Origin of the sequence: Lentilactobacillus kribbianus, from assembly GCF_013184075.1 — a bacterium.
GTDB lineage: Bacteria > Bacillota > Bacilli > Lactobacillales > Lactobacillaceae > Lentilactobacillus > Lentilactobacillus kribbianus.
This window is the reverse complement of record NZ_JABEQQ010000001.1, coordinates 809,522-830,526: the sequence shown is the minus strand read 5'-3', so window position 1 is coordinate 830,526 and position 21,005 is coordinate 809,522. Positions and strand designations below refer to the sequence as shown.

At 37.7% G+C, this 21,005-nt stretch carries 21 protein-coding genes and 1 pseudogene; 8 read left to right on the top strand and 14 right to left on the bottom strand.

Annotation, left to right across the window (positions count from 1 at the left end):
* The first annotated feature begins 142 nt into the window (after nucleotides 1-142).
* Nucleotides 143-763, top strand: coding sequence for a uracil-DNA glycosylase (locus HII32_RS04195; protein ID WP_172188594.1), 621 nt, complete (start codon nucleotides 143-145; stop codon nucleotides 761-763).
* A 52-nt stretch (nucleotides 764-815) separates the two neighbouring features.
* Here the strand turns inward: HII32_RS04195 and HII32_RS07820 are convergent.
* The 6 genes and pseudogenes from HII32_RS07820 to HII32_RS04160 form a co-directional block, all read right to left on the bottom strand.
* Nucleotides 816-1,747: pseudogene (locus HII32_RS07820) on the bottom strand (WxLIP family cell surface protein).
* 170 nt (nucleotides 1,748-1,917) lie between these two features.
* The gene (locus HII32_RS04180; RefSeq protein ID WP_172188591.1) at nucleotides 1,918-2,478 is read right to left on the bottom strand and encodes a WxL domain-containing protein; all 561 of its coding nucleotides are present in this window, start codon (nucleotides 2,476-2,478) and stop codon (nucleotides 1,918-1,920) included.
* Nucleotides 2,479-2,543: 65 nt separating this feature from the next.
* Nucleotides 2,544-4,469: a hypothetical protein gene (locus tag HII32_RS04175; protein WP_172188589.1), complete on the bottom strand. Its 1,926-nt coding sequence runs from the start codon at nucleotides 4,467-4,469 to the stop codon at nucleotides 2,544-2,546.
* Between the two features lie 374 nt (nucleotides 4,470-4,843).
* Nucleotides 4,844-5,653, bottom strand: a complete 810-nt coding sequence (locus HII32_RS04170; RefSeq protein ID WP_172188587.1) for a DUF4097 family beta strand repeat-containing protein — start codon at nucleotides 5,651-5,653, stop codon at nucleotides 4,844-4,846.
* Nucleotides 5,637-6,302, bottom strand: a complete 666-nt coding sequence (locus HII32_RS04165; RefSeq protein WP_172188585.1) for a DUF1700 domain-containing protein — start codon at nucleotides 6,300-6,302, stop codon at nucleotides 5,637-5,639. The genes HII32_RS04170 and HII32_RS04165 overlap by 17 nt, the downstream gene beginning before the upstream one ends.
* Nucleotides 6,302-6,643 (bottom strand): PadR family transcriptional regulator, encoded by a 342-nt coding sequence (locus tag HII32_RS04160; RefSeq protein ID WP_172188583.1) that lies wholly within the window; start codon nucleotides 6,641-6,643, stop codon nucleotides 6,302-6,304. The genes HII32_RS04165 and HII32_RS04160 overlap by 1 nt, the downstream gene beginning before the upstream one ends.
* A 192-nt stretch (nucleotides 6,644-6,835) precedes the next feature.
* Here HII32_RS04160 and HII32_RS04155 point away from each other — a divergent pair, with 192 nt between their 5' ends.
* Entirely contained in the window at nucleotides 6,836-7,429 is a 594-nt protein-coding gene (locus HII32_RS04155; protein ID WP_172188581.1) for an ECF transporter S component, read from the top strand.
* A gap of 182 nt (nucleotides 7,430-7,611) precedes the next feature.
* Here HII32_RS04155 and HII32_RS04150 read toward each other — a convergent pair whose 3' ends face one another.
* The gene (locus tag HII32_RS04150) at nucleotides 7,612-8,442 is read right to left on the bottom strand and encodes a LysR family transcriptional regulator (RefSeq protein WP_172188579.1); all 831 of its coding nucleotides are present in this window, start codon (nucleotides 8,440-8,442) and stop codon (nucleotides 7,612-7,614) included.
* Nucleotides 8,443-8,590: 148 nt separating this feature from the next.
* Here HII32_RS04150 and HII32_RS04145 point away from each other — a divergent pair, with 148 nt between their 5' ends.
* Nucleotides 8,591-8,959 carry a helix-turn-helix domain-containing protein gene (locus tag HII32_RS04145; RefSeq protein ID WP_172188577.1) on the top strand — a complete coding sequence of 123 codons (369 nt, stop codon included), beginning with the start codon at nucleotides 8,591-8,593 and terminating at the stop codon, nucleotides 8,957-8,959.
* 2 nt (nucleotides 8,960-8,961) lie between these two features.
* Here the strand turns inward: HII32_RS04145 and HII32_RS04140 are convergent, their stop codons facing one another.
* Entirely contained in the window at nucleotides 8,962-9,225 is a 264-nt protein-coding gene (locus tag HII32_RS04140) for a hypothetical protein (RefSeq protein ID WP_172188575.1), read from the bottom strand.
* Between the two features lie 221 nt (nucleotides 9,226-9,446).
* Between HII32_RS04140 and HII32_RS04135 the strand changes: the two genes are divergently transcribed.
* The 4 genes from HII32_RS04135 to HII32_RS04120 all read left to right on the top strand — a co-directional run bounded on the left by HII32_RS04135 (nucleotide 9,447) and on the right by HII32_RS04120 (nucleotide 11,025).
* A complete protein-coding gene (locus tag HII32_RS04135) occupies nucleotides 9,447-9,920 on the top strand; it encodes a MarR family winged helix-turn-helix transcriptional regulator (protein ID WP_172188573.1) in 474 nt (157 codons plus the stop codon).
* Nucleotides 9,921-10,004: 84 nt separating this feature from the next.
* A complete protein-coding gene (locus HII32_RS04130; RefSeq protein ID WP_172188571.1) occupies nucleotides 10,005-10,400 on the top strand; it encodes a pyridoxamine 5'-phosphate oxidase family protein in 396 nt (131 codons plus the stop codon).
* A gap of 119 nt (nucleotides 10,401-10,519) precedes the next feature.
* Entirely contained in the window at nucleotides 10,520-10,789 is a 270-nt protein-coding gene (locus HII32_RS04125) for a hypothetical protein (RefSeq protein WP_172188569.1), read from the top strand.
* Between the two features lie 23 nt (nucleotides 10,790-10,812).
* Nucleotides 10,813-11,025, top strand: coding sequence for a hypothetical protein (locus HII32_RS04120; protein ID WP_172188567.1), 213 nt, complete (start codon nucleotides 10,813-10,815; stop codon nucleotides 11,023-11,025).
* Nucleotides 11,026-11,119: 94 nt separating this feature from the next.
* Here HII32_RS04120 and HII32_RS04115 read toward each other — a convergent pair whose 3' ends face one another.
* From HII32_RS04115 to nagE, 3 genes are all read right to left on the bottom strand, one after another.
* Nucleotides 11,120-13,084 carry a hypothetical protein gene (locus HII32_RS04115; protein WP_172188565.1) on the bottom strand — a complete coding sequence of 655 codons (1,965 nt, stop codon included), beginning with the start codon at nucleotides 13,082-13,084 and terminating at the stop codon, nucleotides 11,120-11,122.
* Between the two features lie 6 nt (nucleotides 13,085-13,090).
* Nucleotides 13,091-14,032, bottom strand: coding sequence for a glycosyltransferase family 2 protein (locus HII32_RS04110; RefSeq protein ID WP_172188563.1), 942 nt, complete (start codon nucleotides 14,030-14,032; stop codon nucleotides 13,091-13,093).
* 136 nt (nucleotides 14,033-14,168) lie between these two features.
* Nucleotides 14,169-16,163 carry an N-acetylglucosamine-specific PTS transporter subunit IIBC gene (gene nagE, locus HII32_RS04105; protein ID WP_172188561.1) on the bottom strand — a complete coding sequence of 665 codons (1,995 nt, stop codon included), beginning with the start codon at nucleotides 16,161-16,163 and terminating at the stop codon, nucleotides 14,169-14,171.
* Between the two features lie 310 nt (nucleotides 16,164-16,473).
* On the opposite strand from nagE, the gene HII32_RS04100 reads away from it, so the two are divergent.
* Nucleotides 16,474-16,791, top strand: a complete 318-nt coding sequence (locus tag HII32_RS04100) for a DsrE family protein (protein ID WP_172188559.1) — start codon at nucleotides 16,474-16,476, stop codon at nucleotides 16,789-16,791.
* A gap of 99 nt (nucleotides 16,792-16,890) precedes the next feature.
* On the opposite strand, the gene HII32_RS04095 is transcribed toward HII32_RS04100, so the two are convergent.
* From HII32_RS04095 to HII32_RS04085, 3 genes are all read right to left on the bottom strand, one after another.
* Nucleotides 16,891-18,846 (bottom strand): acyltransferase family protein, encoded by a 1,956-nt coding sequence (locus HII32_RS04095; RefSeq protein ID WP_246224815.1) that lies wholly within the window; start codon nucleotides 18,844-18,846, stop codon nucleotides 16,891-16,893.
* Between the two features lie 128 nt (nucleotides 18,847-18,974).
* The gene (locus HII32_RS04090) at nucleotides 18,975-19,652 is read right to left on the bottom strand and encodes a potassium channel family protein (RefSeq protein ID WP_172188557.1); all 678 of its coding nucleotides are present in this window, start codon (nucleotides 19,650-19,652) and stop codon (nucleotides 18,975-18,977) included.
* Complete coding sequence (locus HII32_RS04085) at nucleotides 19,645-20,982, bottom strand: TrkH family potassium uptake protein (RefSeq protein WP_172188555.1); 1,338 nt, start codon at nucleotides 20,980-20,982, stop codon at nucleotides 19,645-19,647. Before HII32_RS04085 ends, HII32_RS04090 begins: the two co-directional genes overlap by 8 nt.
* Nucleotides 20,983-21,005: the final 23 nt, after the last annotated feature.

Sequence of the window (21,005 nt, the reverse complement as noted above, 5' to 3'; positions counted from 1 at the left end):
AATATAATTTAAATAAAATGAACATTAATCATGAATATTTTAAGAATAATTGCAATTTTCATTCGAAACATCTGCTAATCACAATCACTTGGTTATTTATGGTAAAAACGCTAATATTAACTTATTGAAAGGAGCGTTTTAAATGCCAACTTATCTGGGAACTAAACAACTAGCATTGGCCCAACAAATCTGTGATAACGATGATCGCCTGGAAGGCATTGTTTCTAGCAACGGTAACTTAGCCGCTAAAGTAGTCCTAGTAGCGGAGGCGCCCGGAGCAACTGAAATTAAAACTGGTTTGCCATTTACCGGCCGCAGTGGTCAGGAGTTAGACGCATGGTTGCAGGAGCTCCAACTCACACGCGCAGATATTTATATTACTAAAACGGTTTTTTCACGCCCGTTTAACCTAAAAAATAATCGTAAAAGTGATCGTAAACCCTCCCAAAAAGAAATTAATCAATCTGCTCCCATTTTGGATTTTGATTTATCTCACTTTCCCGATAGCCTCATCGTGCCTTTAGGCGGTACTGCTTTGAATCGTTTACTGGGTAAAAAGGACACTATTTCAACCATTCATGGTCAACTAATAACTACCCCACTGCAGGTATATGATGAAGCAACCCAACGTTACCATTCCGGTGACCACGCTTATCAGGTATTTCCCTTATTTCATCCTTCTTATATCAAACGCTTCCCTAGTAAACGGCCATTGGCTCTGGCTGACTTGAGCAAACTCAAACAGATTATTCAGACAAAATAAAAAGATTCAACCATTAAAGTTTGGTTGAATCTTTTTTCGTAATTAACTATACTTAGTTATTTTTTTCAGCGTCTTTTCTAGCTCGGTATTTACCGTAATAATACATAGCAATCAGCAATAGTAAAATTAACAGAATTAACAAGAGAATCCACAACCAGGACCAATCACGTTTTAAGTTAACTCCCTTATCGTTAACTCGTTTAGCCTGAGTTGCAGTAATCGTAAACGGTTCGTCAAAGTTCCAATGCTTGGTCCCTGAAGTAGCTTTTAAATGCAAGGTATACTTACCAGGCTTAAAGGCTTCGTGATTCCAATCCATTTGATAATTAAAGGTAGAAGCTGGTGCCATCGACAAATTCTTTCGCTTTAATTTGTGCAATACCTCAGTTTGACCACGCTTAGTAACCGTAGCGTTAATGTTTAGTTGTCCAAACATGTCGGTACTTGGTTACTGATTTGGGTCGATAAGGTGGTTGCTCCTCGCACAACTGTCGGCGTTATTTTACCCAAGGATAATTCAGGCATATGCAATTGTTTCGTCTCTTGGACTGTTGCTCCCATTAACATCGCGTAACGATTATTGATGGTAAAGCCTTTCTGGTCAGCTTGATCATTTTTAGCTTGATTGATGTCAGCGGCCCTAAAGCCCCCGACCATAATTCCCGCGAATTTATCTTGAGGCACACTTAGTGAAAAGCTGACTTCTTTAGTGGCATTACCAGCAACAGTCACAGTTTGCGCTTCCGAGGTCATATCAGTAAATTGATATTTAGCTTGTGACTGCGCGGTATTAACCTGCGCCTTGTAGTCAACGTAACCATTGTTATTCGTATAAGCTGACACGGGGGTCACTTTAAATTGGCGCGTTTGCTTTCGCAAGTTTTGCAGCTGCAGGGTCAGAGTCTCTGAATCGCCCGGTTGTACCAATAAATTAAAGTAACTTTGCTCTGGATCCAATGACTTAGCTGGTGTTTTAATTTTCATCGTAAAACCCGTTCCCGATTGCGCGGATTCGGCAGCCTGCGTCGTAGCTGGCTGCAACATTCCTACACTGAAAGCCACCATCATCAAGAAACTGATTACTCGTTTTTTAAACATGTTAATCCTCCACTAATAAAATAGACTGGAGCGTGTCCAGTCTATTGAAACGTTGATTATTTGAAGCTACTTGCTGATTTGGTTGCTTCAGTATTAGATAGTGTCCAATCAATATTAGCTGTGTAAGTTTCAGCTTTAACCTTATCTTTATCTAAGCCATTTAAATCTAATTTAGCTGTAACATCTGATTCATTAGATTCTAAATGTCCACCAGTCAAAACAGTAGCCCCATCACCAGAAATAATTTTATCCTCATTTAAAGTTATTTTGGTGCCAGTTAACACATTACTTCCATCATTTTGATTAACAAAATCCCCTGCTTTTGCTGTCAATTCCCAGTTATTCACATTAACATCATAATTGCTAATTTTGATTTTAGTTGAAGGATTACCAGAAAGTACTTTATCCTCACTACTACCGTCAACTAAACTTTTAACAGAAATTGTACCAAAATCTAAGTCGGGTGCTTGCAAAAGAGTCAATTTACCATTCTCCACGTTGAACTTGGCTGTAGTATCCAAATCACGATTGCCATCAGCAACAGCTGCATTAACCTTCACGCCTACCCCCGTTGCTAACAAAGCTGCGACAAATGCTACACTAATCATTTTTTTCATAATATATCACTCCTATATTGATATTTGGGTTTTATAGTTGGTACATCATTTTAGGATTGGGGCTCTTACTCAGATCCCCAATCAAATTGCCACTTTAATCCGGCAGTGGCCGCCACGAAGCGCTGATTATTAGTATTTAACTGAAACCCAGTCAAATCATAAGTTTTACCAGCTTCTTCTAATGGTGTTGTTGCCATATCCTTGATAAATTGATCTGCACTCGCTTGATTCATTCCGAATATGGAAGTCAAATTGTTCAGATCCGTATTATTAAAAGTAAATTGCCTTGCTCCTAAAAATATATTCGATGAATCAGTAGGACTATTACCACTACTTTGAGCATCCACAATCAGCTTTAAATTAAACGGCACATCTAAGGCGTTATTGACTTTTATTTGGGGCGTTATCGTGGGCTTGATAACACCCTTGTCATCGGCATCAAGATTAGAAAAGTTAATGGTCGCTGGTACTGTTAGCGAGAATTTAGCCATGTTTAATTCTGTATCTCCGAACCAAATTTTATCGGCTCCATCAGTATTAGGACTCTCAGTTGCTAACTCAAAGCGAATATTTTTAGTAGCTTGTGCAGTTAAAGTTTTCTGATCAGCAGAAACATTCCAACTTAATCTTTGTGCTGGTCGATAATCATTTATTGAACTATAACTGCCGCTGCCATCAGCTGATGAATTACTAACTTTTTCCCATGTAGCACCATAATCATCACTACGGTAAAGTTGCGTATTTTTAGCATTACTCCATTCAATATTAAAAACTGCTTTATCCTTATACATAAAATAACCTAATTGCTTAGCATCTTCTAAGGCTGCAGAGCTTTTTTGACCGGTAGTGTCAATTCGATCTACAGTAGCAGTTACTTTACTTTCTGGTTTATCATCACCGTCACCATGATTATTGGGATCTGCAAAATCTGGTGGATTAAAGATTCCATCTGGTCCCGCTGTATTTACTGAAGAATGAACTTCAATATCTTTGGCCATCATGGAAGTGAGCACCGAATTTAAACTATTAATGATAATCTTACCTTTAGGCGCCATAATCGTGCCTAAAAACTGTTGATCAAATGCTAACGGGGTCGTTTCGTCTAAACTAGGAAAATTTAACAGTAAGTGTTGTTTATCACTAATTCGCGTTTGATTATCTGCTGTCCCATAAGTAACATTTAAAGCATCATCATTACTGTATAATTCAAATCCATTTGTTAGATTTGGAAAATTTAAAACTACAATCGGTGTTTCAGTAAGTTTAGTTTGGTATTCAATATTTAAACTAAGGGTATTAAGTCTAAGTTGATCAATGTTGGTAATCGGAATATTAATAACTAAGAATTTTTTCTTTGCGTTATCATCTTTAATTACAATTTTTTTACCATCATGTAAAGTTTTAATTTGATCCTGATCTAATGTAGTGTAATTTAAGAAATCAGCTGAAAATGCCTTAGTTAGTGCATCCTTAGAATTATAAAAATCACTAACTTCTTGACTTTGTTTAGTGGCATCACTAAACGAAGTCACGCCATTATCAGTAAAATCTGAAACATCGCTTAACGCATCTGGTTTAACACTATAACTATTATCATTCGGTTGGTCTTTAGTGTTTTTCATTGGTAAAGCGTCACTGTCTTCGGCTGCATAAATTCCGCTACTTTGATCAGTATTGAGAAAAGTAGAATTAGTGTTTGCATCATCAGCTCGTTTTTTGACGACTAACATATGACTATCAAAACGATCATCGTTTTTTGTCCAGCCAATAGATTGCTGCCACCCCTTAGATTGAAAGTAGCCTGCAGCCAGTCTGACATTACTAACACTACTAGACTGCATGTAATTATTAGTCGCAAATATATTAAAATTAGAAGCAACTCCCAAGGCATGACCATGAGTAACTAGATACGGAATATTATCTTTTAATGCCGTATCCGCTGTAACCGACGTGGATAATAGCAATCCGTTAAATATTAACGGCATTAACATTATGAAAATTCTACTAATTATCTTTTTCAACAACCTTCACACCTCTAAACGAGTATCTCAATAATTGCGAACATACAAAAAGGGACTCATCCCCTAATTCAAAGCATTCACTGCTAGCCTAGTCCCCAATACTGCGATGTTTCCCCAAACACCTAACGACTAGATTTGCAATAAATGCGTTTTTTATTTTCATAAAAAAATCATATTTTACATTGATTACAATAACACATCAAGTCTTTTTTGTAACATAACACTTCCTTTCATTCAAATAACATTTAGGCTATATAACTTAAATGGCATTTACAAACAACGCTATCATTACAAAAAAACAACCAAAATTTATTTTGGCTGCTTTTTATATCCATATTAATATGTTAATTCATCAATTCATTATCACCATTGTTATTTAACAATTGTAAAAATGGTTGCTTGTTTTCATTTTTAACTAATGGTCGCTCTGATTCGACATCATTATATTCATTTTTACCGTTCTTAGTAATTAACTTGTAGCCTTTAAAGTTAACTCCCGTCACTTCATTATTTCCATTTTGATTATTCACTTTTAGGTACTTACGTACTTGTCCGGAATTCATTTCAAAATCGCCATTTTCATTGGTAATATTACCGGCCGTGATATTAGTTTCATCTAAATTAATATCACCACTACTGGTTTTCACGATTATATTTTCTAAATCACTATTGGAAATATTAGAATCACCAAAGCCTTGCTTAATGATCATATTTTTAGCTTTTAACTGGCTAATATCAATATTGCCAGAACCAGCCAGATTAACAGTTGTAAGCCTGGCATTTTCTGGTACCGTGATAATTACCTTGCTGTCTAAATTATCATCAAAATTAAAGCCAGATGAGCCAATACCATTTTGATTACTAATGGTTAAATTATCACTGTTATTAACCGCCTTAAGTTGATCAGTACTATTGCCGTGAATAGTAACATGAAATTGTTCGCCAGAACGTAATTGGATTTCCGTGTTAATGACATCGACATTAATCCCTTTAACTTTTTTGAAATCCTTATCAATTGTGATTGGTTGTACCACTATCGGCTTTAATTGTTTATCTAATGTTACTGGCTTAAAACCATTGGTGCGCCACCCAATTAAAGTGGCTACGAGGCCTGCCACAAATAAAATAATTCCAATTTTAATCGACCTTTTCATGATGATCCTCCTTTTTTACTGTCGGTTGAATTTTAGTAATTTTACGATAGAGCCAGCTAATAGCTAATGCCGTCATCTTAATTAACCAACTCAAAATTGATAGTGCCAATGGTACCCCAATTAATAGGGCTCCAATTGCGGCCACCCCGGCCCCTAAATAAAATAAAGCCACAGCCAGATGACCAGGAATCATCATAATACCCACATAGATCGCAAATAAAGCGATGGCTCCCACGCCTAATACGCCCACAATCGCCGCAAATAATACCCCTAATACTGCCAAAATTGCTCCAGCTAAAACTAATAAAACACCCAATGCCAAGGGAATAGTCACTGGTGAGGAAGCGATGGCTAGGATCACCATCCAAATCATGGTCACGTTGGACTTGTTGGTTGCTTTTTGATCCTTGATGGTACTCTTATTTTCTCTAGCTTGTTTTTGACTATCTTTAATTGAATAATCGGCCAACACCTTACGTGCTAACTGCTTGTGTGTTCCTAACCGACTTTCAACTTCACTTCTAGTGACGACCCCAGCATCTTGTAAGTATTCACTATAAAATTCCATTACATCGTCTTGTTCCTGAGTGGTTAACGAGCCTAACAGCCCTTTTAACTCAGCTAAATATTCGGTGACATCGTTAGCCATTAATCTGCTCCTCCTAAAGTTAGTGGTGGTATTTGAGTTTGGTCAAAAATCGCATCAATATTGAGTTTGTATTTTCGCCAAGCCCCTAAAAGCTCTTGCAAATGTTCCGTTCCTGCTGGCGTAATTTGGTAATACCGCCGATTTCGTCCTTGATAAGGGTGATCGTAGGTAGTTAACCAATCGTTTTTTTTCAGCCGCTTGAGAACTGGATACATGGTTGAATCCGAAATGTTAATCGACTTTTGAATTTCTTGAGTAATTGCATAACCATAGTAGTCTTCTCTGGTTAATAGCGATAAAACCAAGCCATCCAAAAGTTCAGAGTTCACTTGAATTTCCATTTTCTACCTCATCTCTTATTTAATACAATTCAATATTATACACGATATAATATGCTCGTCAATATATTATCGATTGTATTTTGATTATTGCCCAGCACCCACTTAACTATTTTTCTTTTAAAGCAGCCATCACAGTGCTATTATTTATTCAAATAGTTTTTACAATAACTTATTTAATTCAGAGGAATAACTATGAAAAAAAATAATACCTACCGATTAAATCTGCTGGCGGTATTTACTGCTATCATTATTTTGCAGACTTCCATTCCCATTTTGGGTCTCATTCCGATTGGGCCCCTTTCAATTACCATTATTCCGGTCACCATTGCCATTGTTGCAATTATCATGAGCCCCATGGATGGGGCCATTATCGGCGGAGTCTGGGGATTAATTACTTTTATTCGCGCTTACGTCTGGCCCACTAGCCCCATGGCTACGATTGTTTTTGTCAATCCGCTGGTATCGGTCTTTCCGCGGATTATGGTCGGAGTAGTTGCTGGCATTGTTTATCAACAACTTAAGCACCGAATTAAATCCAGTAATATTACCATTTCGCTGGCCGCGATTGCTGGTTCTTTGACTAATACTATTTTGGTCTTAGGTCTTATTTATCTCCTCTATCGCGGCAATGCTCCTCAACTTTATGCGATTAATGTTAAAAACCTCTTACCTTATTTACTAGGTGTGATTGGTACCAACGGTGTACCAGAAGCCATTTTCGCTGGCATTGTTACTCCTATTATTGCCAAACCACTTTTAAAAGCCACTAGCCATCGTTCCAAATAAAAAGGTAGTTACCAGTAACTGGTAACTACCTTTTTATTTTTTATGATAACGATATTTACGAGGTCCTAATCCAAAAATAGTCATAAACAATAGTAAAGCATAGCGAAAACCCGAAATTTTTTGGTTATTTTGAGAAGTCGGTTTTTTCGTCATAACAGCACCTCCGTTCATCACTACCACCATTAATAAATGGTAGCAATAATCTCTTGTAGTAACTCAAATACGTTTCCTAGTAAATGTTTATCCGTATCGGCCGCCGACATAAAGTATAAAGACCGTTGAAAATGAGGATTCAATTCCGTGAAGTCCCATGATTTAGGGAGTACACTACGCGAAATAATCGTTTCTCCTACACCTGCCGTTACCAAATTCAAAATTAAATCATTACGATTTAAAACAATGGTATGAGCCGGAATTAAATCATACTCACTAAAAAACAAATTAGTGTAATGTTCAATACCAGAACCGGGTTCGCGAATAATCCAAGTCCCGGTTGGTTGACCAATTCGAACTAGTTGATCAGTAGCAATACTTTTACGCTTCACCACGCTCGTATCGGTCACAATTGGCTTCTCTACTAGTCCCATTTCTAACTTACGATTAGCAATCAAATGAGAAATGGCTTCGGAATTGGCCACCGTTACTTCCCAATCATCAGTAGGATACTTGGCTCTGGCTTGTACCAAAAAATCAGTCACTGTTGTCATCGCTAAGGTTTGTGAAAAACCAATTCGGATTAATCGCCGATTACTAGCTTCAGCATAACGCATTTCCGTTTGGGTTTCTTGCCATAACTCCCGAATTTGAATGGCTTTTTTATATAATAATTCTCCTGCCTTAGTGGGCACAATTTCTTGGCGATACTTTCTAACAAATAGTGGTGTAGCTAATTCTTTTTCCAGTTGTTCAATTCTAACTGACACCGTTGGTTGGGTCACAAATAGTTCTTTAGCAGCAATAGAAAAATTGCGGCTTTCATAAACGCTGATAAACGTCTCTAAATTAGTATTCATTATTCACCTCAGTCGCATTTCTTTATTTCTTTATTTCATTATACCAGTTAGTTTCGCACATTTAATTCTTCGGATTTTAAAAATGCAATTTTGTTACCATTACTCGATAATAAAAGTAGAAGACAATCACGGAAAGGTGGAATTTCTAATGACATTAGGTACTCGCTTAATGAAACAACGCCAACAAGACAAACTATCGCGTGAAGAAGTAGCTAACGCTTTAACCGTTACTACTCCCCTGATTGTTGCTTGGGAATCAGACACTGAACTTCCTGATTACAACCAACTAATTCAACTGAGTCGCTTATTTGAGGTTACTACGGATTATTTATTAACTGGCCAACCTGTGGTAGTTAAGACTACTAATCGGCAGCATATTAGTTATTTTATCCAAAATTTTTGGTGGCTCTTTTTTTGCCATCGCTGGCTGGTTAGCGTTGTTTATTTTAATGTTAATCAATGCCTTAAAAGCATAAAAAGCCGGAACTATTTCTGTTCCAGCTTTTTTAGTACGTGAATTTAGTTATTAAAGTCTTCGATGGCTTTTTCATAATCTTTCATGAAGCGGTTATATTCATCTTCATCAAACTTATCGTATTTACCAATTTCATGAAGGGCTTTTTTAACTTCGTGAATTGCACGATGCTCTTCAAACCAGGCTCGAGTTTTGTGATTATTTTCCAAATCAGTATCTTCTTTAGCTAAAGCATCATCTAAATTATTAAATGTGTTGCTAATCTTATCTAAAGTCTTGTCTTCTTTTTTTTCATAATCTTCTGCCATAATAAATATCCCCTTTCTTATTTACCGTTTCATCCTAGCACAAAAAATGGATGGCATTGGTTAATTTGCTTAGGTAATTTGAAAATGCCTGCGGTTTACTATTTAAGCTGCCACTATCAAATGATATTTGACGGGAATTTAAGACTCGTTCATAATTATGATAGCGCATACTTTTGGAATTACTTAATTAAGAGGTAGTCGAAAATTTGGAGGTCACAACTATGGTAGATGAACCGAACAATTCCCAGTTATTCGTACAAATGTATTTAACTTTAACCAGAACTATTATTCAAAATCATTTCTTCGAAGAATTTGGCTTGAGTAGACTCCAAGCCGTTACCCTGGCCAATGTTTACCAACATTCTGGCATCTCCATGAGTGACTTAGCTGACTTAATCGGCAACACCCGGCCCCAAATAACTAGGATTGTGGATAATTTAGAACAACAAGGCTTGGTCCAGCGCCAAAAAAATAGTAATAATCACCGGATTTATAACGTAATCCGCACTCCTAAAGGAATTGATGTCGCCCAAAAACACCTCCGACATGTCCAAAAGCAAATGGAAACGCGGCTTAATCAATTAAGTTCGACTGAAAAACAAGAACTAGTGACTGACCTTAACCGTAGCATTCAACTGTTAACTAAAGCGGGGGTCATTAAGGCGGCTCCCATTAATCATTTAGATATTTTTTAACAATCTGGCCGCTTTCCTTGGCCTGATGTCAAAAACTGCTATACTTAAAGAAGTACTTGTTAGCGACGAAGGGAGCGACAAATAATGAATGTTACTGAAGAAATGAAGAACATGTTACAAAAGAAATTAGCTTATATTGCCACGGTGGATGGCGAAGGTAATCCCGACATTGGCCCGAAAATGACCATGCAACTCTATGATGATTCGCATTTATACTATAATGAATTTACCGCTGGACAAACCATGAAAAATATTCAGCAAACGGGCAAAGCCGCCGTTGCCGTTGTAGATGCTAAAGCTATGAAGGGATTTCGTTTTACTGGAAAGGCCGAAATCGTGACTGACGGCCCATACTTTGACCAAATGGTTGCCACCGAAACTGCTGGCGGTAATCCAGCTCCTAAGTATGTTGGCGTAATTGCAATTGATCAAGTTTACTGGCTCGATATCGGTCCCAAAGCCGGAACAGCTGTAAAATAAATTACTAAGTGATTGCCGATTAGGGCAATCACTTTTTTGTTACCATCGAATTTATAAGTCGTTTTAATAGAAATCTCTTATGGCTTGCGAGACAATATTTTTAAAAGGTGGTGAGCTTAATGAATATGGAATTAAATGACGCCGATCAATTTGCTTTAAAATACTTAGATCAACTAAATAGTCTTAATGATTTGGATTTACCTAAATTCGAAGACGCAATCGATCACATATTAGATTCTGACGAAGCAATGATTGTGTTGAAAAAATTATTTGACTTGGGCTTGACTAATTTACAAGTTACCAAAGATGGTAACCGCGAATTTATTACCAAGATTTTAAATCCAACACCATTAACGGCCGAAGGAAAAGCGATTGTGGCTAAACTTTAATTAACAGCTAGGGGGAATTGAAAATGGAAATGAATGCTGAAGCTAGAAATCAATTTGTTAATTCTGTTAAAAAAATTACATCAGAAAAAATTGATAATGCGAAAGAAGTTGGCGATCGCCGCTTTGAAACTCACGATGAAGCCATTGAAGCTATGGAATTAGCTAAAACAGTGGCACCTGATAAACATTTTGAAATTAATAAGGCTAACGGTAAATTCTTTGTCGAAGTTAAATAATTTTATACTAGAGATTGATTAAGGGTAATGATTTCGGTCAATACCGGCTAATCAAAAAGCACGTAACCTAATGGCTACGTGCTTTTGTTTTAGCTTAATAACTAGCATGATTTAATCCTCGGTAAATAAAACTACCATGAGCATACCAACGACCATTTAAACGAACTGGATATGGTGCCATCTGATAATTTTGAGTAAAGGTCAAGCTAATCGGTTGTGGCATTGAGGTGGGATTAGTAGCCTCAATTTGGTAGCGACCAGCAATTAATTTGCCCGTATACTTGGCAATAGTGGTTTGTTGTTGCAATGAATATGCTTGACGAGTGTCGATATTTACTAATTTGTATTTCAATTTAGTGTGTTCCATCGTTTGTACCTGAAAGTGGTTACTAGCATGATTTAAGTCGACACGTTGAGTGGCTGTAGTATTACCATCGAGTAGCTTGCTTTTTACGCCATACTGAACGGACAGTTGCCCACGTTGAATAGCCACCGTTTGGGTCTTTTGAGCTAAGGCTAACCCATTTAAATTAGGAATGATATTACCCAAAACGCCCACCACAATTGTAATTCCGGCCAACCAAAGTTGCCGCGTTTTATTAGTAAAGGTTTCAATTGGGGCCAATGGCCAGCTTTCCAGCACTAATAATAATGGAAAAATGGCTTGTCCATAACGACATTCAGATTCCCAAACTAAAGTATGAAAACTAATATAACCTAATGCCAAAACAATGGCTGTTCCCACTACAATATTAATCGATTGAGAGCTCTTCATTAATTGCCAACAACGGATAATACCCACCAAGTAAATAAGTGCAAAGCCCGCTTGCAATAGGCTATTACCAAAAATGGTGATTATTCGCTCAAATCGTTGATACAATTTCGGGGCATTCACGTATCCTCTATTGTACCTAGACGATACTTGACCACCATTTAATAATATAACCGCCTTGGTTCCCCACTGTTTAACAATCCCCAGAGGGCCTAATTGCTTCAGACGCTTTGGTAACGCTGTTTTTAAATAACGTTGCCGAGCCTTCATGTTAGGCAACGTATTCATAAATTGCACATCTTTAGAGTTATAGATACCGTGACTGTGCGAATTGTAGCTCATATAAATCCAATTAGCCACCGGCATTTGGTAACGTTCGTTAGGAGTAAATTGAGACTGTTTGGTAATTAACTTACCAGTAGGAACTGCTAATAAAATCCCCAGCGTAATAATGGCAAATGGCAATGCCACTTTTTTCAACGCCTGCTTATCACTAAAGCCCCAGATTACGGCTACAATGGCCATCGCAATCACCATCAAAATCAAAGTGGGCTTCAACAGTTGTGAAAATAAGACTACCACTAAAAGACCAATACCACTCAAGCTCTTAGTTAGTTTGGACCAATTACTCCAATTAATTAATACCCAAAAGGCTATCATCAACGCCAATAAAGTCGGTAAATCAGAATAAAAAACTTGTAAGTAGTAAGTGTAGGCAAACGGACTTACTAAGTAAAATAGTAATAATGCCATGGTGGCAAAAGCTCGTTGATTCAACTTTTGGACCGTTTTTAAACTAATTAAAATGAAAGTATCCAAAGAGAAAATAGTTAAAATATGAACCGCTGTATTGGTGGACAAATGAAACATGTTCGTTAATACCAACCACCGCGATAAAATATAGGCAATGTTAACGTTGTTAGGATAACGCCAGAAATAAGTATATTCGGCCCAATTGTGATGACCATGACTTAATTCTTCTGCTTTGTATAATACCCGAAAAGGATCATTATAGACGGTAGTTTGGAGATTATTTAATACCCATAGTTGGACTATAAAAATTATTATTAAGCCCACTCCAATTAAATAACTAACTTGTCGTTGACTTAACTGATTAACCTTGGGATGAGCCCACTTGCCCACAATCATCAAAATAGCGGTCATTGCCACACTTATTAAGCCTGACATACCACTAGTAATATTAACCAAATTACTAATAACGCCCAATATTAACGGTAATATCAAAATCGCCGGAAATATTTTTTGAATTTTATTTGCCATTTTCATAGATAATTACTCCAACACTTTTTCAATCGTGAAGCGGGGGCGGTGCTTAACTTCAGTTGTTACTTTACCAATGTATTCACCAACCACCCCGAGACTAATCATTTGTAAACCACCGACGATCCAAATAGAAATCATCAAAGAAGTCCAGCCATGAACGGTGGCGCCAAAACATTTAGCAAATAAAGCGTAAAACATCATACAGATTCCAGTAATAAAGGCCAGAATACCTAATACCAAGATTAATCGCACTGGCGCAATCGTTAAGGAAGTAATGCCCTCCCAAGCAAATGCGAGCATCTTCTTCAGCGGATACTTACTATCACCAGCCATTCTAGGCGTACGCTTGTAATAAACTTTAGCTGTCTTAAAGCCCAGCATGGGAATCACGCCTCGAATAAACATGTTTCGTTCTTGATACTGCATTAAGGTAACGACCGCTTTTTGTGACATTAACCGAAAATCAGCATGATTAACTATTAATCGCACTCCTAATAAATTCAAGAATTTATAAAAGCCATTGGCAGTAGTTCGCTTAAACCAGGTATCAGACTCCCGATTATTTCTAACACCATACACAATATCGGCGCCTTCATGATAATCTTTTACCATTTCAATAATTGCATTCGGATCATCTTGCAAATCAGCATCAATTGTTACGATCATTTCCGCACTCTTGACTGCTTCTTGCATTCCTGCCAATAATGCATTTTGATGCCCAAAATTACGACTAAATTTTAATCCCTTTACAGAAGGTTGTTGGCGGTGTTGTTCTTCAATTGCCGCCCAGGTGCCATCTGCCGAACCATCATCAACAACCAAAATATCAGAATTTTCAGCAATTTGATTTTGTTCAATTAAATCATGTTCAATTTTTGTCAGTGTTGCAATCGTACTGGGTAATACCGCTTCCTCATTGAAAGCTGGAACTACAATCGTTAATTTCCCCATGGTATCCTCCAAAAAATTTCTCAAAAATGTAGCCATACGCCTTATTTAATATATCATCTCTGAGCCACTTCATCACCGTTTTATTGACTTTATTAATAAAACCACAAAAAAACGCCCGAAATGGGCGTTTTTTAAATTATTTAGTTGTCACTGTTCCTACAGCTTGATCGTTTTTAACCGTGGTTAATGACTCAAAATGCAAATCACTAACTTCAGCCATATTAGTAATCACAATTTCAATTGTGTTTTGCTTACCGGCTGCTTGAATTTGGGCTAAATCCATCGTAGCAATCGGGTCACCGTGATTAATTTGATCATTTTCTTGGACCTTAACTTCAAATGGTTCACCGTTTAATTCAACCGTATCTAAGCCCATATGAATCAAGATTTCTAATCCACTAGCAGTTTTAAGCCCTAGGGCGTGTTTCGTTGGGAAAATGGTAGTAACCACTCCATCCACTGGTGAAACGATATTACCATCACTAGGTTCGATCGCAAAACCATCGCCAATCAATTTCTGAGCAAAAGTATCATCAGCAACATCACTGATATCTACAAACTCACCATTAGCCACACTATACAGGCTTTCGGTAATGGCTGGTTTATTGCCAATCGCTTCACTAACTAATTTTTCTTCTTCGATAGCGGGATTATCAGTTGAGACCGTCAAATCAGACAACGGTACCCCAGCACGATATAACTTGGCTAAGGCCTCATCAACAAATTGTACTTCTGTTCCGATAATGATCTGTAAATTAGTTTTATCCACTGCATTGACACCAGCCACTCCGGCTTTTTTCAACGCTTTTTCATTAATTTGAGCAGTATCTTTTACTTGTAATCGTAATCGCGTAGCACAACTATCGACATACGTTAAGTTTTCTTTACCACCAATAGCAATGTAAATTTTCTTGGCCTTGGTCATATACTTGTCGTCGTTTTCATCGCTTTCAAGTTCCATCATGCCATCATTGTCATCTGCTTCCACCGGTTCTCTACCTGGGGTTAACAAATTAAATTTTTTAATTGCAAAATCAAACGTGAAATAATAAATAACGGCCATCACTAAACCTTGTACAATCAGCATGTATGGTCGGACCGATAATGGTTGGCTGTAACTTAGTATAAAATCAACCAACCCACCGGAAAATGAAAATCCAGCAATCCAATGCATTGCCGCAGCAATAATCATGGAAACCCCAGTTAAAGCTGCATGCAAAACGTATAGTGGGCAAGCCACGAACATAAATGAAAATTCAAGCGGTTCGGTTACTCCAGTAAAGAAAGAAGCAAAGGCTGCCCCAATCATTAACGAAGCCACTTCTTTTTTACGTTCTGGTCGTGCATTTTTGTAAATAGCAAAAGCTCCCGCAGGAAGACCAAACATCATAATTGGGAAGAATCCTGCTTGATACATTCCGGTTACACCACGAACCCCGGTTCCTGACCAGAACTTACCAATATCATTAATCCCCGAAACATTGAACCAAAAGACCGAATTCAATGCTTGATGAAGACCTGTAGGAATTAATAAGCGATCAAAGAAGCCATATAAGCCTGCTCCCCATGGCCCTAAGCCAACCATGAATTTACCAAAACCAACTAAGGCTTCGTATACTGGTGGCCAGATAAATAATAAAATCGCTGATAAGACTAACATCACTACTGATGATAGGATAGGTACTAAACGTTTACCACTGAAAAAGGACAGTGCCATTGGTAGCTTAACTTCATGGAAGCGATTATATAATCCTGCGGCAATTAAACCAGCAATAATTCCAATCAAAACATTACTCTTAATGGCCGCAAAAGCTGGATCCACCTTAGTGGCAGCAATATGAAAATATGTAGCTACTTGTGCTGGATCTAAAACAAACATTGGTACCATAACGGCTACCAAACCAGCTAAGGCTGCGGCACCAGATTTATCTACTGACATTCCCAAAGCCAGCCCGACTGCAAATAAAATCGGTAAGTTAGTTAAGATTGCATTGGCTCCCGCTTGTAAAAAGAGCGCTAATGCCCAATTAGATGGTAGTGCATGCCCAATTCCCATCAATAGGGCTGCCGCTGGTAAAGTTGCCACAGGCAACATCAACGATCGTCCCATCCGTTGTAAATAGGTCTTCATCAGTTTTTCTTCCTCCTAAGAATGAAAAATAAAAGTTTCATATTTATTACTATTCATGAAAATACCAATGTAAATGTTATATCATGAAAAACGGTCAAAAGCTACCCTTTTAGTGATTTTTCAGGACTATACCAATTAACGAATGTAATAACAATTAACAAGCAATCATTCTATTTTTCAAAAAATGTAACCATTACCAACATTTCAAAAATTTTTGTTAATTGACAAAATAATAAGTTCCATAAAAAAATTTATAATCACGAATAACAATGTTAAAATAGATTCAAATTAAAGAAGCGGGGATAACGTTATGGAGATTGTTTTTCATATTGATGATTTAGCTAATTGGCCCATTGCGATGAGCAATATTGAAAATACTGTCGATCACATTTTGACGAGAATTGTTGTGGTAGTAAACGGACCGGCAATTACTGGATACCTTACTGATGACGTAAAACAGTTTATTACTAAATACCATGGTAGAATTACTTTTCATGCCTGTCATAATGCCATGCAGTCCCACGATGTCACCGATAACCAACTACCAGACCAAGTGGTTGTGGTGCCTAATGGCATCATTGACTTGGCCAAGTTACAAAATTCTGGCTATCGCTATATTAAACCGTAACTTCCAAAAAAGAGATTAGTCTAAATTAGACTAATCTCTTTTAAATTGGTGAATATTATCTTAATAAAAAAGTCCCCGTTACTAACGAGGACTTCTGAATTATTCTTGTTGATCTTTAGCAATACTATTTGCAACCAAACCGGCGAAGTGTTCCACCCCAGTATTATTAGGATGAATACCATCACTAGTGAACCAGCCTGGATGATTCTTGGCTAAGCTGTACCAATCAATAATGTGCAAATTCTTGTATTTTTTGGCTCCAGCAGCTAACGTATCGTTAACTTGATTTTGCCAACTCCGATTAGGTACGTAAGCCGTAGTCCAGTATACTTGGCGCTTAGAACCAATGGCCTTCATGATATCGTCCAGTTGATCAGTTTCAACCGTTCCGTTCGTTCCGATATTTAAGAAGACGTTGTCACTTAAATGACCACTGCTCTTCATTTGATTAATTACTGGTAAAACTTCAACCGCTTGTCGACCCACTTTACCGTCAACTACGGCACCTGGGAACAATTGTTGTAATCCACCAGAAACATCTAACATAACAGAATCTCCGATTGAAGATAATGGTGTATGTTGTAACGTTACCATGTTAGCTGCACTAACACCATAGGTTTGCATAGTAGCTTTTTGTTTCTTGCTTAAATTCTTAATAGCTTCTGCTTGCAACTTTTTGTTTTTCTCAAATTCAGCTTTTTGTGCTTTTTGCTTCTTTTGTAGCTTAATAGCTTCTTGGTTCTTCTTTTTGGCTTCCGCACTACGCTTAGTAATTGTATGCTTTAATGCCGATTCTTGTGGATGAGCTGGTTGTTTGACCATCCCAAAGGCAGTAATACCAATCATCACCATCATCACCATTGCTGGAATGATTCGTGATAATTGTGGTTGTTTGAAACCTTCTTTGACCTTTTGCCAATCCAAATGATTTAATGGTTTTTCAATATAGCGATAACTTAATTCACTAATCGCTAAAATAATAGCCACTTCAATCAAGGCATTAATAACCGGATGATTACCAATACTAGTAACTGCATTTTCATAAAAGACCATAACTGGAAATTGGTAAACGTAAATGCCATAACTGCGCTTACCAATATAAGTAAAGACCGGATTGGTCATCCATTGGTTCCAATGACTACCGGGATGAACTAAGACGGCAATGAAAACCGTAGCAATGGCTGAGAATAAAAGCATCCCACCATGATAAGCCCAAGCATCAGAGCCTGAAGTAGTGACATACATGTAAACCATCATGGCCATTGCAGCCAATCCTACCAAATCTAAGGCAAATTTATTACTGCGATTAATATTATCGGGTAACCGATGAATTGGCCAAATGAATGCTAAAGAAGCTCCTAATAGCAATGCAAAGGCCCGAGTATCAGTCCCGTAATAAACTCGGTTAACAGTTGCTGGGTTATACAACACTGCCATTTCTACTGCTGATAAAATGGCTCCAATAAATAAAATAATAGCTGATTGCCAACGTTTTTTAGTTAATTTTAATAGCAATAAAATCACAAATGGCCATAAAATATAAAACTGACCCTCTAAAGATAGTGTCCATAAATGAGTGAATGGCGATTCCCCCATCGCCCGGTCAAAGTAAGATTGACCATGACCAATTTCAAACCAGTTATAAACAAAGGTCAGGTTAGTTGCGATCGTGGCACGAATATTGGTTAATAAGGAACGATTAAATAACGTAATATACGCGGTGGTCCCCACTAGCACCGTGATTAAAGTTGGATACAATCGTAGAATTCGTCGTTTTAAAAACGAACCAGTATGTAATGACTTTGACTTTTCCCAATCTAACAACATGAAATAAGTTACTAAGTAACCAGCCAAAACTAGGAAAATCGGTACCCCTAAAAATCCCCCTGGTAAGAATGATGGAGATAAATGAAATACAATTACCCCAATCACCGCAAGGGTTCTTAACCCATCAATTCCGGTAATGTAACGTCTTTTGCCAATTTTCTTTTGATATTGTTGTGATTGCCACTGTGTTCGGTTCATTGCTTTATTCTCTCCCGACGACTGACTCATTAAAAAAATCCCCTAACAAATAATAATTATTTTTTGATTCTACCATAGTAATTGCAGTTATTGACTGCAAACGGTCTTATTTTTATACAATTGTAATAATTAACCGCCTAAACATGATTGTGATGGCATTAATTAGCGCTAGCTTCTTGATTAAATTCATCCACTGCTGTCGCTTGACCAATAACGGTCAACCGATCATCATAGGCCAAAACAAAATCGGGACTAGGAGAAACCATCACTTCATTCTGATGTGTAACTGCGATAACGGTAATTCGATATCGTTCTGCTAAGCTTAATTCTCGTAATGATTTTCCCACCATCGTTTGGTTTTCTACTCGGACATCAGACAGGGAAACATTCTTATTAAGCATCAAATAATGCAAAATATTTGGTTCTAAAACTCTCTCAACTACCCGATAACCCATATCAACTTCTGGTTGAATAACTTGATCACTACCTACTTTTTTCAGCACTTTAGCATGTAATGGCGACTCTGCTCGACAAATCACATCTTTTGCCCCTAATTCTTTCATTATTAAGGTAGCCATCGTACTGGCTTGCATATTTTGTCCAATACAAATAAAAACATGGTCAAACTTGCCCAATGCCAAATTGCGCATAGCATCCTCGTCAGTCGCATCTGCAATCACGGCTTGAGTAACGATGGGGGCGAATTTATTAACCTGGTTCTCATTGATATCAATTGCTAATACTTCTTGCCCTTTTTCCGCTAGCGCTTTACAAATACTTCCGCCAAACAGACCCAAGCCAATGACAGCATAATTTTTGGTTTCTTTTTTAGCCAATTAAGACACTCTCCTCTGGATAACGATAACCATCGTCTGGATGATTGGAATTTAAAATTGAATACATCACCGTAAAAATTCCGACCCGGCCGACAAACATCATAAAAATAATAATTAATTGACCCACAACGGTCAGATGCGGAGTCAGTCCTAACGTTGCCCCGGTAGTCCCAAATGCAGTTAACACTTCAAACATTATATATTCTAATCCCTCGTTTTTCGGAACTACTTCCGTAGCCGCCATAATCATAACGGCTACCATTACCATCACTAAGGAAATGAAAAATAAAGTCATTGCATGGGCAATATTTTGATTGGTAAAACGCCGATGAGCAAAGGTCGCATCAGCCTTACCACGAAGTGTGGCCATCCCCTTAATCAATAACACGCCCATCGTGGTGGTTTTAATTCCACCAGCTGTTGACCCCGGTGTACCCCCGATAAACATTAATACCATGGTAAATACAATCCCCGCCATAGAAATATGGGCATAAGAAATTGTATCAAAGCCCGCCGTTCTAGGTGTAACTGCTAAAAATAAAGTGTTAATAAAACGTTGATAAGGGGTTAAATGGGAAAGTTGTGCCACATTTTGCTCAGTTAAAAAATACACAACGGTACTTAATAACAACAAAAATCCCGATGTGGTTAATGCTAATTTAGTATGTAACGTTAAACGGTGACGCCGATGGTAAGCTAACAGATCTGAGAGCACCAAAAAACCAAAAGAGCCACTAATAATTAACAGCATCATGATAATCAACACGTATGGATCAGTTTGAAAGCCTTCTAAACTATTACCAAATAAATCAAAGCCGGCGTTACAAAAAGCCGAAATCGCATGAAAAAAGCTGTACCAAAGGCCTCTAATCAAACCATAGCGCGGAATAAAATCAAATGATAAAAAGGCCGCACCGGTTAATTGAACCCCAAATGATACCGCCACAATCCACCGAATTAACGTAATTTGTGAAAGACTTTCTAAGTTTAATGACTGTTGCGCCATTAATTGGGTTGTTAAATCAATATGACGTTTAGTAGAAGCAAACAACAATACTACAAAGGTCATAAAGCCCAAGCCACCGACTTCAATCAACCCTAAAATAACAATCTTGCCAAACAGGGTCCAATGAGCAGCGGTGTTGACTACAGTCAGTCCAGTCACGCAGGTTGCCGAAGTTGCGGTAAATAGCGCGTGAATTAAACTGGTGTGCCCATGAGCAGCAATAGGCAATAATAATAAGGCTGTTCCTAACAAAATAACGCCAGTAAAACCCAAGGTCAGCCCCTGCACCAATGAAAATCGATGCGTTTTTACACTTCTCTGCATGAACTAAAACTCCTCTCTACCAT